This window comes from Nonomuraea ceibae (genome assembly GCF_019396325.1).
GTDB lineage: Bacteria > Actinomycetota > Actinomycetes > Streptosporangiales > Streptosporangiaceae > Nonomuraea > Nonomuraea ceibae.
Genome location: NZ_JAHKRO010000167.1, coordinates 1 through 16,334, shown reverse-complemented (window position 1 = coordinate 16,334; position 16,334 = coordinate 1). Strand labels below are relative to the sequence as shown.

Below are 16,334 nucleotides of genomic sequence, written 5' to 3'. Positions count from 1 at the left end.
CCGGCGGAGCCACCGGACCGCAGCAGCACGCAACCACGCCCGGCGCCATCGAGGCCACGCCCGCCGAACTGATGCGACTCGCTGTCAGCGCCCGCTTCGCCATCGCGCCGTCAACCTGTTCCGATGGCGCGTCATGCCCTCCCGCCGGAGACGGACCAGACCTCGGTGATGAGGCCGTCCTCGACGCGCAGCATGTCGATTCCGCTGAGGCGCAGGTTGCGCCCGGCCTCGTCGGTGAAGCGGGCCAGGCAGGGGCGGGCGATTGGCGCAATCCGCGTATCTCCAGCTAACCGGCTTGTCCGCGCGAGTGGGAGGGCGTGCCTATCGGGGGCAACTTCGACCCCTTCGCCGGGCGGCGGCTCCTTACGGTGGGGAGGGTGGACAACCGAGACGAGATCCGTGACCTTCTCGCCACCCGGCGCGCCAGGATCACTCCACAGCAGGCCCGGCCCGCCCCCGGCGTGCGGCGCCGGATGCCCGGATTGCGCCGCGAGAAGGTCGCGGTGCTCACCGGGGTGAGCACCGACTGGTACACGCGGCTGGAGAAGGGCCACATCAGCGGCGTGTCCGAGGACGTCCTGGACGCAGTCGCCCGCGCGCTGCTGTTGGATGAGGCGGAGCTGCGGCCCTGCCGATGCGACGGCCCACGAGCCGAAGGCCCGTCCTCATCAGCGCCCAGCCGAGCCGCTCGGCGAAGACGCTGATGACCGGCCCGTGGCCGACCTCGCGCGCTCTGCGCTGCCGGTCGGCATCCTCCCGCAGCTCACGGGCTCGTACGCGTTCGACCCACAGGTATAAGTCTGGATCCATGGTGGCCTCCTGGATGGTCGTCACGGCCGGAATGGCAAGCGGCCGATCCGGCGCTCGCTCGTCGCGGTGTGCATGAACGATGCTGGCAAGGCGGTCTCACCAAGAACTGACCGGGCTCTCACCAGGCGGTGGAGCGGTCGCTCCGCTGCGGCAGAGACTGGGCCCGGAGCCGTTCGGCCGCTGCGGCCTCGACATCGCCCATCTCCTCGTGCAGGTCCGCGAAGTCGTTGAGCAAACGCATCTCCCACAGCAGTGCCCGCATGCTCCGGCTCACTGCCAGGGCCTCGGTGAAGCAGTGGGCGGCCCGGTCGACGTCGCCGCGTCGCCGATGCAGCTTGCCCAGAGCCCGCAGCACGCGCACCTGGGGCACCCGCTCGCCGATGTCCACCGACAAGGCGAGGGCGCGGCTCAGCAGTGGCTCCGCCTCCAGCAGGCGGTCGCGAAGCAGCCGGATCAGCCCGAGGCCATGCAGCACGGACACCAGCAGATGGGGAGTCCGCGCATGTTCGGCGTGTAGGCGGGCCTCGGTCAGGGCGTCCTCGGCACGGTCGAGGTCACCCGCCGCCAGCCGGGCCTCCCCGACGAGCCACAGCGACCTGGCACGCAGGAGCGGGCCGAACACGGGGGCGGTATGGGCCAGTTCGAAGGCCTGCTCCAGGATGGTCAGGGCCAGATCCGGGCGACCCTGGACGATGTGGAGCTCGCCGATGTCACCCAGGGACAGAAACTGGCCTCCGCGGTCCTCCGTCTCCCGCATGTGGGCCAGGGTCTGCTCATACCGGGCCAGAACGCCATCGAAACGGCCCCGCATCACGTCGATCCGGGCGTCCATCGAGTTCGCCAGAGCCCAGCCGCCGCGGTTCCCGGTCCGCTCGCACAGTTTCATGGCCGTGGCCAGCTTCGCGCGGGCACGCTCATAGTCGCCCCGGTAGCTGTCCAGCAGCGCCTCATTCGCGCTCATCAGCGCCGCGCCCCGGTCATCACCCGCGTGCAGCGCCGCCGCCAGCGCGACGGTGTGCGTCTGCCGCCACTCATCGTGATGCGAACGGGCCTCGAACAAGGGCACAGCCGAACCGGCCAGATCCCAGCACAGCTCGACGGCCCCGATGCGGGCTGCCTGCCCGACCGCCGCAACGATGTTGGCACGCTCGCTGTCGTACCAGCTCAGCGGGTCTGCCACCAGGGGCTCAACGCCTTCCCGCGCCAACCACCGGGCGGCCTGCCCGTGCAGCGAGATGTAGTCGCCGCCCCACAGCGCGTCGTAGGCGGCCTCGGTCAGCGCCAGCCAGCCGCCCAGGGCGCGCAGCAGCGCGGCTTCTCGGCTCATCGGCGCCTCTTCGGCCTCGGCGCGTTCCCGGGCGAACGCGCGCACCAGATCATGCAGGCGATAGCGGATCTGCTCACTCCCCGGGGACCGTACGGCCTCCAGTAACTGCGCGTCCGCCAGGCGTTCCAGTGATTCCTCGGCCTCGGCCAGCGGTCCGTCCAAGAGCGCCGCGGCGACCCAGGCCGCGACGTCAGGCGCGTCCAGCAGGCCGAGCAGCCGCAACAGGCGGCGCTGTGGCGCATCGAGCGCGCGGTAGCCGACGGCCAGGACCGCGCGCACCTCCATCGCGCCCAATGCCAGGTGATCGAGTGGACGATGGGCCTGCTCAAGCTGGTCGGCCAGCCGCGCCACGGTCCAGTGCGGGCGGGCCGCCAGCCGCGCCCCGGCGATCCGCAGCGCCAACGGCAGCCGGCCGCACCCCTCGACGAGCCGCCGCGCCGGATCGGGCTCGGCCTCCATACGCGCGCCACCGATCAGACGCCTCAGCAGCGCGGCAGCCTCGAGTGGCGGCATCACGGGCAACTTGACGCGGGTCATGCCGTACAGCGCCGCCAGATCGGACCGGCTGGTCAGCAGGGCCGCGCAGGAGGGCCCGGTGGGCAGCAACGGCTGAATCTGCCCGGCATCGGTGACGTTGTCCAGCACGACCAGCACCCGCCGGCCGGCCAGCCGCGCACGCAGCAGCTCGGCCCGCTCGGCCTGCCCGTCGGGGATGGCGTGCGGCTGCTCGCCCAGCACTCGCAGCCAGCGTCCCAGTACCTGGGCCACGTCGACCGGGCGGCCGTCGGGCCCCTTTAGATCGGCGAACAGTTGCCCGTCTGGGAACCGGCCACGGAGCCGGTGGCCGGCCCGCAGGGCCAGGGCGGTTTTGCCGACTCCCGGCATGCCGCAGATCGCCACCATGGCCGGGGTGGACAGGGTGCCGGGCTCGGCCGACAACACTGTGGTGACGCGCTCCAGCTCCGCCTGGCGGCCGGTGAAGTCGGGCAGGTCGCCCGGTAGCAGGCAGACCGGCGACGGTGGCGGGCCGGCCGCCGGAGGATCGTCGCCGAGCAGGGCCAGGTGCGCCCGACGCAGCCCCGGGCCCGGATCCACCCCGAGGTCGTCGGCCAAGTGGCGCCGGATCAGCTCATAACGGCGCAGCCCTTCTGCACGCTGGTCAGCGTGCCCGAGCAGCGTGATCAACTGGGTGTGGACCGCCTCGTCGTACGGCAGCGCCTCGGCAAGACGCCGCAGCGGTTCGACGGCTTCGGCGGCGCGCCCGCAACGGACAGCGGCATCCGCCAGCTCCCGCGCACTGTCGATCCTGGCCTGCTGCAGTTCCGCGACGGCGGGCAGCGCGTGGGGCCACTCCGCGTCCTCGGCCAGCACCGGCCCGCGCCACAGATCCAACGCCGCCAGCAGCAGATCCGTGCGGCGGCTCGGGTCCGGCTCCTCCCGGGCGACGGCGACGGCGGTCCGGAAACGGGAGGCGTCGGCCTGCTCTGGCTGCACCTCGATGCGGTAGCCGTCGCCTTCGCGCACTATCTCAATGCCGGTCGGTCTCAGCCATTCCCGCAGCCGGTACACCGCGCTGTGCAGCGCCGCCGGCTCACACCCCGCAGGCCCCCACACGAACGCGACCAACCGTGCCCGATTCACCAGCCGGCCCGGTGTGAGCAGCAGAGCGCCCAACAGTCGGCGCACGGCTGGCCGCGACACCACACGCTCGCGGCCGTCCACCCACACCCGCAACGAGCCGAGCACCCCGAAAGCGGGCAATCCCTCGACACTGGCCACATCACCAAGAATTACCGCACCGCGCTCCCAAATACACCGCAATGGATGGATCAGCGTCGACATGCCTCACGTGCCGGAAGGGATCCGTCAAGGTCAGCCGGCGTCCGGGATCGCGAACCGTACCCCGGTGAGCCGTTCGGACAGGTCCCATAGCCGGCGGCCGGTTTGGGCGTCCGCGGCCGCCGGGGCGAGCGGCACGCGCTTGGGCGCGCCGCGCAACTCGGCCGGGCCGCCGGGGCCCAGGAAGTGGCCGCTGTCCACCTCCGCGGCCGCCGCCGCGTACAGCTGGGGCAGGGCACCCCGGTCCGGGGATTGCGCGAGCGGGGAGAGTATCCGGCCGAATACCAGCTTGACGAGTCCGATCGGTGCGCTCGTCTGCAGGTTGGTGGCGGTGTAGCCGGGGTGGGCCAGGACGCTGCGGACGGGGCTGCCCGCCGCGGTGAGCCGCCGGTGCAGCTCCCAGCCGAAGGCGGCGTTGGCGAACTTCGACTGGTTGTAGAAGCGCATGGGCGAGTATCCGTGTTCGCCCGCGAGGTCGTCGAAGAAGATCCGCCCCTGCCGGTGGTTGGTCGACGTCACCGTGACCACGCGGGGATCGTTCCCCTGCGCCAGCAGGTCGAACAGCAGGCCGGTGAGCGCGAAATGGCCGAGGTGGTTGACGGCGAACTGCAGCTCGTGGCCCTGGGCGCTGAGCGTTCTCGGGGGCGCCATCACCCCGGCGTTGTTGACGAGCACGTCCGGGCGCACGCCGTCGGCCCGCAGCCGGACGGCGAAGGCGCGGACCATGTCCAGGTCGGCCAGGTCGAGCCGGCGTACTTCGAGGCGGGCGGCCGGCTGATCGGCGGTGATCCGCGCAACCGCCCGGCGTCCCTTGGCCTCGTCGCGCACGGCGAGGATCACGCGGGCCCCCTTGCGGGCGAGCTCCAGGGTGGTCGCCAGCCCCAGGCCGCTGTTGGCGCCGGTGATGACGAACACCCTGTCGCTTTGGTTGGGCACTGTCCACGACTGCTTACTCATGTGGCACAATTTGCCGGAGATGGCACTGAGTGTCAATATGGCCCTCAGTGTTGCCCAAGTCACGGGGTATACACTGAGCGGGTGGCGACTCCTCTGGCTCAGCGCAAGCGTCAGCTCGTCCAGGACGAGCTGACGAGAGCCGCGCTCGGCCTGCTGGCGGGCAAGGGGTTCGAGGCGGTCACCGTCGACGAGATCGTGACCGCCGCGGGGGTGTCGAGGCGGACGTTCTTCCGGTATTTCGCCTCCAAGGAAGACGTGGTCGTCCAGTTCCTGGGTGACATGGGCACTGGGATGTGCGCTGAGCTGGCGATCCGGCCAGCGCACGAGCCTCCCTCGGTGGCGTTGCGCCACGCGGTGTCGGTCTCCATCGACGCCTGCGCCGGCCATGACGACCGGTCGCTGCGGGTGGTGCGGCTGATCCTGGGCACGCCGGCGCTGCTCGCCCGGTTCCTGGAGCGGCGGGCGCACTGGCGCGACGAGCTAGCGGCGGCGCTGGCCCACCGGCTGCGCCTCGACCCCGTGACGGATCCGTATCCGCATCTGGCCGCCGGGGTGGCCCTGGCCGCCTTCGACACCGTCCTGCACCAGTGGAGCGGCAGCAACGGCACGGCGGACCCCGCCGCCCTGACCGACCGGGCCTTCACCGTCGTGGCGCCCGCCCTGGATGCCGTCGGGCAGCCGTGCGGGCCTTTGAGCGCGGGTAGCGTCCCCTAGGCTAGGCACAAGCACTGTTAGCCGTCGACTTCTTCCAGATCGACACGATTTCTCTGCGGCCTCTGTACGTGCTGTTCGTGATAGAAATCGCCACCCGGCGCGTGCACATCCTCGGCGTGACCGCCGATCCGACCGGCGCCTGTACGGCCCAGCGGGCCCGCAACCTACTCAAGGACTTCGGGCGACCGGGTCAGATCCTTCCGCTTCCTCATCTGCGACCGGGATACCTGATTCGCCGCTGTTTTCGACGCGGTCTTCACCGGTGTGGCGTGGCGGTGCTGAAGAGCCCGCCGCGCACACCGCGGGCCAACTGCTATGCCGAGCGGTGGGTGCGCACCGTACGCGCCGAGTGCACTGACCGCATGCCGACCTACGGCGAACGGCACCTGCGCTCAGTGCTGGCCGAGTACGCCGGATCACGACAACGGCCGTCGGCCGCACCAGTCCCGTGCGCAGCGGCCACCCGATCATGATGAGCGGACCGTCGTACCGCTGGGCGGCCGGATCGAACGCCGGAAAGTGCTCGACGGGTTGACCAATGAGTACTGTCAAGCCGCATAGTCGATCCGGAGGACGCCCAGCTCAAGCCCTGTGCGTGATTTTTGAAGCGGCAACAAGGTTCAGCGGCAGCCTCAAGATACACCGTGTGACGAGTGCTGCCGGGATCAGTTACGGGAGAAAGAAACGACGAGTGGCCGACCTCGCCCGCTCCGGATCGAGCCAGCCGGACGCCATCCGTGGTCACGGTTTCAGCATCGCCATACGAAGGGCAAGGTCGCAGGAAAGCCCTTTTCGAAGTCGCTTTCCGGTGCTGTGTCGGCACCTGCTCGCGCAGCAACTCCTGACGCGGGCGAGGGGTGTCTGGCTGGCCCATTTTGATCATCAGTTCATCGACGGCGACGGCGGCCAGGTCCTGCCGGTCGGTGGTCGCTGTGTGGCGCTCCCTACGAACCGCCACACAGCACGGCTCCCCGGACGACCGGGGATGACCGCCGTGACTAGAGGGCGGCGGCGTACGGCGCGATCCGCGCACCGAACGCCGCCACGTCGGTGCCCGTCACCACGGCCCCCAGCAGCACCGCAGCGGCCCCAGCCGCCCGCAGGAGCGCGAGGTCGTCCGGGACGAGGGCGTGCTGGCTCGGCACGATGACAGGGACGTCCACCGCCGACGCCACCGCCTCCAGCCTCGCCAGGGTCGCCAGGGTGAGCGGCGTGCCGTACCTGTCGGGTTCGAGCGTGGACAGCTCGAGCGCCCCGCATCCCCGCCGTACCAGAGCCTGCGCCTGGGACGGGCCGTCGCCCGGCCCCAGGGCCACCATGGGCGTCACCGGTCCGCACGCCTCGACGTAGGTCGAGGGCGCGTCGGCGGCGTAGACGTCGAAGTAGTCGAACCCCATCTCCCGCGCGGCGGTCATCTCCGCGATCGACACCGATCCGGCGGCACCCACCACGAGGCCCGCCGGGACGCCGAGCGCAAGGATGTCGCGCAGCGCCTCACGTTCGGCGTCCAGCGGCCCGAAGGTCGTCCCCGAGGCCCGGTGCCGTACGTTCGTGTGCACTTTCAGACCGTCGGCACCGGCGCGCACGGCGGCCTGGGCGAGAGCGGCCTCGTTGCGCGGCAGACTGACCAGGACGGCAAGCCGCGATTCGGGCAAACGCATTCGAGAATCCCCCGGCTCAGTAGTAGGTGACGTTCGGCCAGGCCAGTTCCATGCCTTGAGCGGCCATGGAGTCCTGGACCTCGTTCAGCAATCCCGGCGTCGCCGTGACCTGGTGCGGCTCGGTGTTCCTGGTCACGCAGAACGACGCCAGATGACCGGCCGCCTCGCCCACGGTCCACTCGACCGGGTGGACCCGGTAGCACCCGTTGGTGATGTGCGTGGTGCTGATGTTCTTGCCAGCGGCGATCAGGTTGCGTACGCGCTGGGGAACCAGCGCGCGCATCGGGATCTGGAACGGCCAGGCCGGCACGTCGATGTAGTTGTCTCCGCCGGTCGAGGGGTGCAGGTCGATCCGGTAGGAGCCGATGCCGACGCTGTCGTGGTAGGAGACGGCGCCTTCGGGGCGCACGGCCACCGCGAGGTCCTGCTCCACGACCCGGTACTGGCCGAGGATCCGCCGCGACTCCCTGATGTACGGGCGCATCGCCAGGCCGTCGGCGGTGCCGGTGACGTCGGGCCGCAACCTGAGGCCGGGCCAGCCGGCGCCGCCGTCCGGCCGGGGCGCCTCGGCCTGCAGCCAGTACAGGAAGCTCCGGCTCTGGGCCCGGGCCGCGGCGATGTGGGCGGCGTTCTGCTCGTCGGTGCCGCCGATGACCGGACCACCCAGGTAGTCGATCATCGGCCAATTCACGATGACGAGGTCGCTGTCGAACGCCCCCGGCTGGAAATGGTTGCGGGCCAGGATCCGCCGGAACGTCCACAGCTCGTCCGACCCCGGGTCCTTGCTCTGGTCGGCGAGGATCCGCGTCGGGTCGTCGTCCGGGTTCGGGGTGAAGACGTGACGGCGAGGCTCCAGCGTGTGCGGATGCGGGGCGACCCAGCCGAACTGGGGCCCGTGCCACCACTCGGGAGCCACCGCCCGCCATACGGCGTAGTCGTCCGGCTTGTCGATCGTGTGGTCCTGCCCCGCGTGGTGAGAGAGCGCGAAGCACACCGACACCGCCTGCATGTTGTCCGGCCGCGCGGTCGCCGCCGCGTGCGGCTCGCCCGTGTCGGCCTGCGCCTCGGCGCCGGTCACGAACTCGGTGCCCGTGATCGGCAGCACGTCCCCGGCCTCCGTGGCGTCCAGGACGAACCTCGCCGTGACGGTGACGTCGCCGCCCTCCGGGTCGCGGAAGCCCAGCGCCGTCACCTGGTCGCCGTCGACCTGCGCGGTCACCGGGACGTGCCGGCGCAGCACGGTGATCTTCCCGGCCGCCTGCCACGGCGCGAGCATGGCCTCGATCACCGCCAGGGCCACCTGCGGCTCGTGGCACAGCGGGCCGACCCGGCCGGCGCCGGGGTTCAGGTGAGCCAGCGACCGCGACGCGGATCGCAGCGGGTACGCCCTCCGGTAGTAGTCACGGATGCCCTCACGCAGCCGCCGGTAAGTCGCGGTGCTGCCGAAAGCCTCGATCCAGGGGTGTTCGTCGGGCGGGACGAGCTGCGTGGTGAGCTGTCCGCCCAGCCAGGCCGTCTCCTCGGTGAGCACCACCTGCGCACCGTTGCTGGCCGCGGCCAGGGCGGCTGCCACGCCGCCCAACCCCCCGCCGACCACCAGTACGTCCGCGCGGAACTCGGTCACTCAGGTTTCCTTTCGATTGGGGCCGCTGGTACGTCCAGCGACGAAAGTGCAGGGCAGCGCGACGGCCTGAGGCTCAGCCTCTTCCTCCGACTCGAGCTGCTGGACCAGCAGCTCGACAGCGCGCATCCCCATCTCCCGCCGTGGTATCCGGAAGCAGGTGAGCTCCGGAGCCGGCACGGCGTCCGGCGGGTCGCTGAGCGCGGCCACCGAGCAGGCGCCCGGCACGTCGACGCCCATCTCGGCGAGGATGTCGATCAGCCTGAGCGCGACCACCGACTCGTGGGCGATGAACGCGGTGGCCCCGGCCTCCAGCAGCCGCCGTACCTCTGCGGCCGACGGCCCCTCCTCCTTGCGCACCGACAGGACGAGCCCGCCGGTGTCGAAGCCGTGCCGACGCTGGGCCGCCAGGAAGCCGGCGTCACGGTCGGCGGACGGTTCGCCGGGATCCGCCGCTGTCAGGTAGGCGATGCGCTCATGTCCGAGGCCGACCAAGTGGTCGACGACCTCACCGGTCGCGTGCGCGTAGTCCGCGGTGACATAGGTGAGGGGACCGGGCACGTCACGACGGCCGATCAGGACGAACCTGAACCCCTCGTTCCGCAGCCGGACCAGGTCGTCGCGGTTGGTCTCCTTGCCGAGCAGCACGCACCCGTCGGCGAGCCCCAGCCGGTTGACGCCATCGCGGTAGATCGACCTGCCGCCGTCCGAGCCGGTGGCGCTGGTGAACATCAGCAGGTCGTAACCGAGCGCCTCGGCCGCGCCCTCGATCCCCACCAGGAACGGGTAGTAGAAGTCATGATGGTCCATCGGGAACAGCGACTCGAACGTGTAGACGCCGATCAGGTGGTTCATCCCGCCGGCCAGGCTGCGCGCCACCGGGTCGACGGCGTAGCCGAGGGATCGGGCCACCTCGAAGACGTGCCGCCTGGTCTCGGGAGGGATCCGGATGGTGTCCGAATGCCTGCCGTTGATCACGATGGAGACCGTGGTCTGCGAGACGCCGGCCAGCTTGGCGATGTCGGACTGGCGCGGCCTGCGACGCGGTGCGTCATTCACCGGTGATCGTTCCCTTCCTCGAGGTGCTCCAGCTCAAAGGAAATCTCGAACGGACGATCCCACGGGAAGCACACGCTGCCGGGCACAATCCCGAACTTGTCAGCCGGCGGGCCGAGTTCCGCGAGAAGATCGCTCAGTTCCCGCTCCACCCGATCGGGCCGGAGGGCCGTACCCTCGGCGAGAAGCCCGCGCCGGGCGGAGGTCTGGTATCCCCAGTCGTCGAGGAGGCGATGGGTGAGCGTGCGGGCGTGCTCGGCCAGCTGCCGGTCGTCAGCGGCCAGCAGCCGGCTGCACCCCTGGGCCAGCGCGCTGCCGATCGTGTTGCCCGCAGTGTTCCACGCCGCGTAGCCGGCCAGGCGCGGGAGCACGCCGGCCTCGCGCAACGCCATGACCAGCGCGGGGTCGGCGCCGTTGGCGTCGGCGACGTCCGCCACCGCGACCGGGCGTCTCGCCGCCTGCAGCTCGCGCGTCCGTCGGGCGAGCCGCGTCGCATCGCCGGAGGGACGCTCCGGCTGGTCCGGCCCGGAGCACCAGTCGCGCGGGGGCAGGCCGGGCGGGTGCACCGCGAGCACCAGGTCGGCCTGGGCCGGGTCCTTGACGAGAACCCCGCCGATGGCGGCGACCTGGTCGGCGATCGTGTCGCGCACCGGCACGTCCTCGTAGGCGGCGATCCGCTCGAGCGCGCCGGGGTCGAGGCATTCGAGCGCCACCTGCGGGCGCAGGCCGGCGTGCTCGAGTGCGGCCCTGGTGGTCAGCACGGCCCCGGCCTCGTCGGCGCCTGGGTAGCAGCTGATCCGGTCGGCGAGGCCCAGCCGGCCGATCCAGGACTCCAGCCACTCCCGCTCGCTCGTGGACACGCTCTCGACCGTGCTGTCCTCCACCAGGATCGACAGCGTGTCGACGACTCCCTCCACGACCAGTTCGACGCAGGCCAGGTGCATGGCGTGCAGGCGCATCCGCCGGGAGAAGTAGTCCGCGACGAACGGCTCGGGGATGTCCGCCCTGGCTTGCGGCACCGCGTGGGGGCGTCCGTGCTCGGCGCGGTGGAGCTCCTCGGACAGGACGAAGAACCGCCGGCCGTGCCGGTCCCAGTACGCCGGCTCGGCCCCGGCGCCGTCGTTCTTCTTGGTGCGCATCAGCGTGACGAAGGCGTGGACGGGAACGTCCGACCGGGCTGCGCGGATGCGGCGCAGCACGTCGAGGCGGGCCAGCGTCTGGGCCAGCGGCTCGGTGGTGCGCCGCGAGGCGACGAATCCGCCGTAGACGAGCTGGTTGACGCTGACCACGACGGCGTCGCTGCCGGCGGCGGCGTCCTGCAGCCACCGGGACGTGCCGTCGAGGTCGGCGGGTACGCCACGCGCAGGCAGGAGCGCGGTCGGTGGGAGCCGCAGCCGGGTCCCGGCGGTGCCGGCCAGCCCGGCGACGTGGCCGGTGTTCACCGGCCGGTCGTCGAGCGGGAGCAGCGTCACGACTGGTCTGCTGTGGTTCATCCCTTTACTCCTCCTGCGCCCAGCCCTTGCACGAAGTGCCGCTGGCCCGCGACGAAGATCACCAGTACGGGCACGATCGCGATGAACGTCCCGGCCATCAGCGCGCCGTACTGGGGCACGCCGCTGCCCGCGAACGAGCTGAGCGCCAGCGGCAGCGTCTGCATCTCCGGCGACGACACCGCCACCAGCGGCCACAGGAAGTCCTCCCAGGCGCCGGTGAAGGAGAGGATCGCGATGGTGGCGACGATCGGCCGGGCCAGCGGCAGGTAGATCTGCCAGAAGATGCGCAGCTCACCGGCGCCGTCCAGCCGGCCGGCCTCCGCCAGCTCGCCCGGCATGTCGAGGAAGTACTGGCGGGCGAGGTAGATGTTCAGCGGCTGCACGAGCATCGGCAGCACGAGCCCGGCGTAGGAGTCCAGCAGCCCGTTGCCTCCGTGGCCGAGCAGGTCGTTGCCGCCGGCCAGCGGGAAGCCCTTGACGATGAGGAACAGCGGGATCAGCTGCACGATGGCCGGCACCATGGCGCTGCCCAGCACCGTGGTGAACAGCAGGCGCGAGCCGCGGAAGTCGATCCGCGCCAGGGCGTAGCCCGCCGCCGTCGCCGCGACGCAGTTGCCCGCGACCGTGAGCGTCGCCACGATCAGGCTGTTGGCCATCGCCCCGGGGATGTTCGTGGAGTTCCACACGTAGGCGAAGTTGTCCAGCGTCGGCTGGTCGGGCAGCAGCTTCGGCGGGTAGCTGAACACCTCGGTCTTCGGCTTGAAAGCCAGCGACACCATCCACACGAACGGCATCGCCACCAGCAGGGTGACCACTCCGGCGAGGAGTGCCCTGCGCCGGCCGGCGGCGGGGCGGGCGATCAGGGCGCTCATCGCCGGCCTCCTCTCGCCATCGTGCGGATGCTCAGGTAGGCCAGGCCGAAGATCAGGCAGAACAGCAGGAATGCCATGGCGCTCGCGTTGCCGAGCCGGTAGTGCTCGAAGGCCTCGTTGTAGATCAGCATGTTCAGGACGGTCGTGGAGGACAGCGGGCCTCCTGAGGTCAGGACGTAGATCTCGGAGAAGGACTGGGCGAGGTAGATGAGGTCGACCACGACCACATAGGTGGTGATCGGCACGAGCAGCGGCAGGATCACGTGCCGCAGTGTCCGCCAGCGCCCGCAGCCGTCCACGGACGCGGCCTCCAGCAGCGAGGCCGGGACCGCCTGCAGCCCCGCCAGGAAGATGATCATGCTGCCGCCGAGCGCCTTCCAGGCCCGCATCGCGATGAGCGACAGCAGGGCGGTGTCCTCGTCGGTGAGAAAGCCGACCGGTGGCAGCCCGACCAGGTCCAGCAGGTAGTTGAACAGCCCGTCGTGGGAGTACAGCCACAGCCAGATCATGCTCACGGCCACCAGCGGCACCACGCGCGGCAGGTAGAGCACCGCGCGGAACAGGGCCACGCCGGGGAACCGGCCGTTGACCAGGAGCGCCAGCGCGAGAGCCCCCGGGACGGCCAGGATCAGCGTGCCGGACGCGTACTGGACGGTGATCCAGATCGCGTGCCAGAACTCGCCGGACCGGAGCACGGCCAGGTAGCCGTTCAGGCCGTGAAACGTGGGCCCGCCGCGTTCGACGGGATTGTAGGAGGTCAGGCTCAGGTAGAAGCCGTACCCGATCGGCACGATCGTGACCAGCGCCAGCGCGAGGACGGCGGGCAGGACCAGGATCCAGCCCGCTCTGCGCTGGGCCGAGCGCAGCGGGCTGCGCCCCGGCCGGCGTGGCGTCACCGGATGGGGCCTGGGGGACGTGCCCGGCGGCCTGGTCTTAGTCACCATGATGGAGCTTCATCCGTTCGGGAGATCCGTTCCGGTCGCCGGTCAGTTCTTCGCCAGGGCCTCGGCCTCGGCCGCCGCACGATCGAGCGCCTGGCCGGCGGGCGTCTTGCCGCGCAGCACGGCCTCGATCTCCTTGGCCAGCGCCTCGCGCTGCTGCGTCCAGGTCGCGACGTTGGGGTTGCCGCGGAACTGTGCGGCGGCGTCCATGTAGGGCTTGATGTACGGCTGGGCGGCCAGCTCGGGGTCGGTGGCCAGGGAGGCGCGCGCCGGGATGCCGCCGACGGCTTGGACGTAGGCCTTGGCATTCGCCGGCCTGAGCAGGAACTCGACGAACTTCCACGCCTGGTCCTTGCGGCTGGAGTCGGCGCTGATGAACAGGCCGTTGCCGGCCCCGCCGAACGATGCCGCGGTGGTGTCCTTCAGCGGCGGGGCCAGCTTGATCTTCGCGGCGACGTCGGGCGCCTGCTCGTGGATGGTTTTGAAGGTCGCCTCGTCGATCACGGCCATGGCCGCGCGGCCGGTGACCAGCGGGTGCTGGGCTCCGGCCCCGCTGGTCGCCTCGCCCAGGCCGGTGGAGACCGCCTGCGGCCCGTTGTAGAACTCGGCGAGGAACGCGAGCGCGCGCTGGCCTGCGTCGGAGTTCCAGGTGATCGTGCCGCTCTCGTCGGCGAAGTCGCCGCCGGCCTGGAACAGGAAGCTGCCGAACGCCTGCGACATGCTCGTCGGGTCGTCTGCGGGGAAGATGACGCCGGAGCGGGTGATCTTGCCGCCGTCGCGGACGACGAGCTTGTCCGCCGCCGCGCGCAGGTCCTGCCAGGTCGCGGGCGGAGCCGCCGGGTCGAGCCCCGCCTCCTGGAACAGGTCGGTGCGGTAGGCGAGCAGGTGGCCGAAGCCGCGCAGCGGCATGATGACCTGCTTGCCGTCCACCTTGCCCTGGTCGAGGAACGTCAGGTCCTTCACGTCGGAGGCGGGCATCTTGGCGAGGTAGTCGTCCAGCGCGATCGCCCGGTTGTTGGCCGCGTATCCGGCCGCCGCGGCGTTGCCGTGCCCGAAGACGTCGGGGGCGGTGCCGCCGGCGAAGGCGGTCGACAGGCGCGTGGCGAGGTTGCCCCAGTCGACGAATTCGACCTGGACGTCGACCTTGTGCTCCGCCTCGAAGGCGGGGACCAGTTTCTCGTTCACCCAGGAGACCTCCTCGGCGAGATTGCCGGGGAACCAGACCCTCAGGGGGCTCGCGCCGTCGCCGGAGCCGCCGCTGCCGGCGGTGCCTCCGGCGCCGCATCCGGTCAGCGCCATCACCGCGATGAGACCGGCCGCCAGACGCGAAGCGCCGCGCGATTTTGTGACCATCTGTACCTCCTGAGGGGGTGCCTCCGGCTCGATAATGCGCATCATCATGGCGGTGATACGCATTATCGGTCAAGCCTGGACCTTGACAGGCAGTGATTGGGTCGGAACACTGGCCGACACTTGCCTGCCGTGATAATGCGCAACACCAGAAGAGGAGGGACCATCCCGTGGTTCCCGATCACCGAGCGGCCCGCTCGGGCAACATGCACGCCACCCCCCACATCCCCCCGACCCGCCGACGCCGCGGCATCCTGCTGTGGGGCGTGAGCCTCGCGACGGCGGCGCTGCTCGCCCCCGCCACCGCGGCCGGCGCCTCAGCCGCCGGCGACGACCGAGGCGGCCCTCCCTCGGGCATCAGCAACATGGCGGGAACGCCGATCCCCCCGCAGGCGACCCCGGAGAACAACCCGCGCCTCGTCGCGCAGTTCCACGTCGAGATCGACAACGCCACCGACGGCGCCATCGAGCACGTCGCGCTGGACGGCACGCGTACGGTGCTCGGGCGCGTGCAACGGCCGGCGACCGCCACCGTCAAGGCCAACGACGGCTTCTGGGCGTCGAAGTACTCGCGAGCCGTGGACGGCACCGCGGGACACCTGCTCGCCACCTCGGTCTACGTGCTGCGCTCCAAGGTCTGGCCGGAGGAGAGCTACGACCCGCTGCGCTACGAGAACTTCGACCCAGCCACCGGCGAGCGCGACTGGACCACCAGCCTGCTCAACATCCGGCCCGACCGGTACCTCGGCGCGGACTGGGGCAAGTGGCTGGCCGACACCATCTACACCGACATCCCGGGCGGCTCCGCCATCTTCGGCGGCAAGAGCTCGCTGCCCACCGGCGCGCCGCTGTCCTATTTCGACGAGGCGAAGCAGGCCTGGCGCCCCATCGCCGAGCACTTCCGCGCCGACCCCGGCGCGGCGCCCCCGCGCAAGCTGCGCTTCACCGCCTACCGGCCCCTGGTGCGCAACGGCTCGCCGACCTACCTGGAGTTCGAGAACTGGGCCGCGGGCGACACGGTCGCAGGCAGGACCCACAGGAGGAACGGCGGAATCTACGTCGGCTACGCGCACGGCAGCAAACGCCGGGTCGCCGACGTCGTCCAGCGGGTTCAGGGCACCGGGCGCTTCGGCGGCACGGAGTTCGCCCACATCGGCCAGATGGACACCAACCACCCGGGCGCACTGACCTTCTCGACCTCGCCGTACGTCGGCTTCAGCTGGAACGAGAACGTCCGCGGCGGCTTCCAGATCGTCCCCGCGAACCACGTGAAGTTCCTCAGCAACGAGCTCGGCCAGAACTCGTTCATGGGCCGGCCCCAGTGGCTCATCGTCGGCCCGATCGGCGCCGATGCGAAGCGGCTGTTCGACAAGCGGTACATCGTCGACGGCAAGACCTCGTTCTCCCCCGGCTGGGAGGCGATCGCGCCGGTGTTCGGCATGTACGCCCGGACCACGTTCGACCCGGCCGACCTCGGCGAGTCCACCTACTTCGAGGTCTCCTACGACCACGGCAAGACGTGGCAGCTGAGCCCCGAGTTCACCGGCGTGTACGACCCCAGCAACTGCCAGGCGGCCAACTGCCCGCAGAACTGGACCAACATCCGGGTCCACCTCGTCTACCCCGACGGCCCCTGAGCGAATCGCAGGCCCGCCGGCCGCGCAGCCGGCGGGCCCCTCACCCCCCACCCCCA

Annotated in this window: 13 protein-coding genes; 4 read left to right on the top strand and 9 right to left on the bottom strand. The window is 70.9% G+C overall.

Annotated elements, in window-relative coordinates; all coding sequences use genetic code 11:
* Both KME80_RS46510 and KME80_RS46505 read left to right on the top strand, forming a co-directional pair.
* On the top strand, nt 1–290 hold a 290-nt coding region (locus KME80_RS46510), incomplete at its 5' end, for a hypothetical protein (RefSeq protein ID WP_219518331.1).
* 87 nt (nt 291–377) lie between these two features.
* Entirely contained in the window at nt 378–704 is a 327-nt protein-coding gene (locus tag KME80_RS46505) for a helix-turn-helix domain-containing protein (RefSeq protein ID WP_219518329.1), read from the top strand.
* 224 nt (nt 705–928) lie between these two features.
* Here KME80_RS46505 and KME80_RS46500 read toward each other — a convergent pair whose 3' ends face one another.
* Both KME80_RS46500 and KME80_RS46495 read right to left on the bottom strand, forming a co-directional pair.
* On the bottom strand, nt 929–3,979 hold the full coding sequence (locus tag KME80_RS46500; RefSeq protein ID WP_219518327.1) for an AfsR/SARP family transcriptional regulator: 3,051 nt from the start codon (nt 3,977–3,979) through the stop codon (nt 929–931).
* Nucleotides 3,980–4,009: 30 nt separating this feature from the next.
* Entirely contained in the window at nt 4,010–4,933 is a 924-nt protein-coding gene (locus KME80_RS46495) for an oxidoreductase (RefSeq protein ID WP_219518325.1), read from the bottom strand.
* Between the two features lie 81 nt (nt 4,934–5,014).
* Between KME80_RS46495 and KME80_RS46490 the strand changes: the two genes are divergently transcribed.
* The gene (locus tag KME80_RS46490; RefSeq protein ID WP_219518323.1) at nt 5,015–5,647 is read left to right on the top strand and encodes an acyl-CoA-like ligand-binding transcription factor; all 633 of its coding nucleotides are present in this window, start codon (nt 5,015–5,017) and stop codon (nt 5,645–5,647) included.
* 998 nt (nt 5,648–6,645) lie between these two features.
* Here the strand turns inward: KME80_RS46490 and KME80_RS46485 are convergent.
* From KME80_RS46485 to KME80_RS46455, 7 genes are read right to left on the bottom strand one after another with little or no spacing between them, the layout of a single operon-like run.
* Complete coding sequence (locus KME80_RS46485; RefSeq protein ID WP_219518320.1) at nt 6,646–7,308, bottom strand: hypothetical protein; 663 nt, start codon at nt 7,306–7,308, stop codon at nt 6,646–6,648.
* 16 nt (nt 7,309–7,324) lie between these two features.
* Nucleotides 7,325–8,932: an FAD-dependent oxidoreductase gene (locus KME80_RS46480; RefSeq protein WP_219518318.1), complete on the bottom strand. Its 1,608-nt coding sequence runs from the start codon at nt 8,930–8,932 to the stop codon at nt 7,325–7,327.
* On the bottom strand, nt 8,933–9,988 hold the full coding sequence (locus KME80_RS46475) for a LacI family DNA-binding transcriptional regulator (RefSeq protein ID WP_219518316.1): 1,056 nt from the start codon (nt 9,986–9,988) through the stop codon (nt 8,933–8,935).
* On the bottom strand, nt 9,985–11,478 hold the full coding sequence (locus KME80_RS46470; RefSeq protein WP_219518315.1) for a DUF4127 family protein: 1,494 nt from the start codon (nt 11,476–11,478) through the stop codon (nt 9,985–9,987). Before KME80_RS46470 ends, KME80_RS46475 begins: the two co-directional genes overlap by 4 nt.
* Nucleotides 11,475–12,350, bottom strand: coding sequence for a carbohydrate ABC transporter permease (locus KME80_RS46465; RefSeq protein WP_219518313.1), 876 nt, complete (start codon nt 12,348–12,350; stop codon nt 11,475–11,477). Before KME80_RS46465 ends, KME80_RS46470 begins: the two co-directional genes overlap by 4 nt.
* Nucleotides 12,347–13,294: a carbohydrate ABC transporter permease gene (locus KME80_RS46460; RefSeq protein ID WP_219518311.1), complete on the bottom strand. Its 948-nt coding sequence runs from the start codon at nt 13,292–13,294 to the stop codon at nt 12,347–12,349. The genes KME80_RS46465 and KME80_RS46460 overlap by 4 nt, the downstream gene beginning before the upstream one ends.
* A gap of 42 nt (nt 13,295–13,336) precedes the next feature.
* Nucleotides 13,337–14,644: an extracellular solute-binding protein gene (locus tag KME80_RS46455; protein WP_219518309.1), complete on the bottom strand. Its 1,308-nt coding sequence runs from the start codon at nt 14,642–14,644 to the stop codon at nt 13,337–13,339.
* 167 nt (nt 14,645–14,811) lie between these two features.
* On the opposite strand from KME80_RS46455, the gene KME80_RS46450 reads away from it, so the two are divergent.
* Nucleotides 14,812–16,278: a hypothetical protein gene (locus KME80_RS46450; protein WP_219518306.1), complete on the top strand. Its 1,467-nt coding sequence runs from the start codon at nt 14,812–14,814 to the stop codon at nt 16,276–16,278.
* Nucleotides 16,279–16,334: the final 56 nt, after the last annotated feature.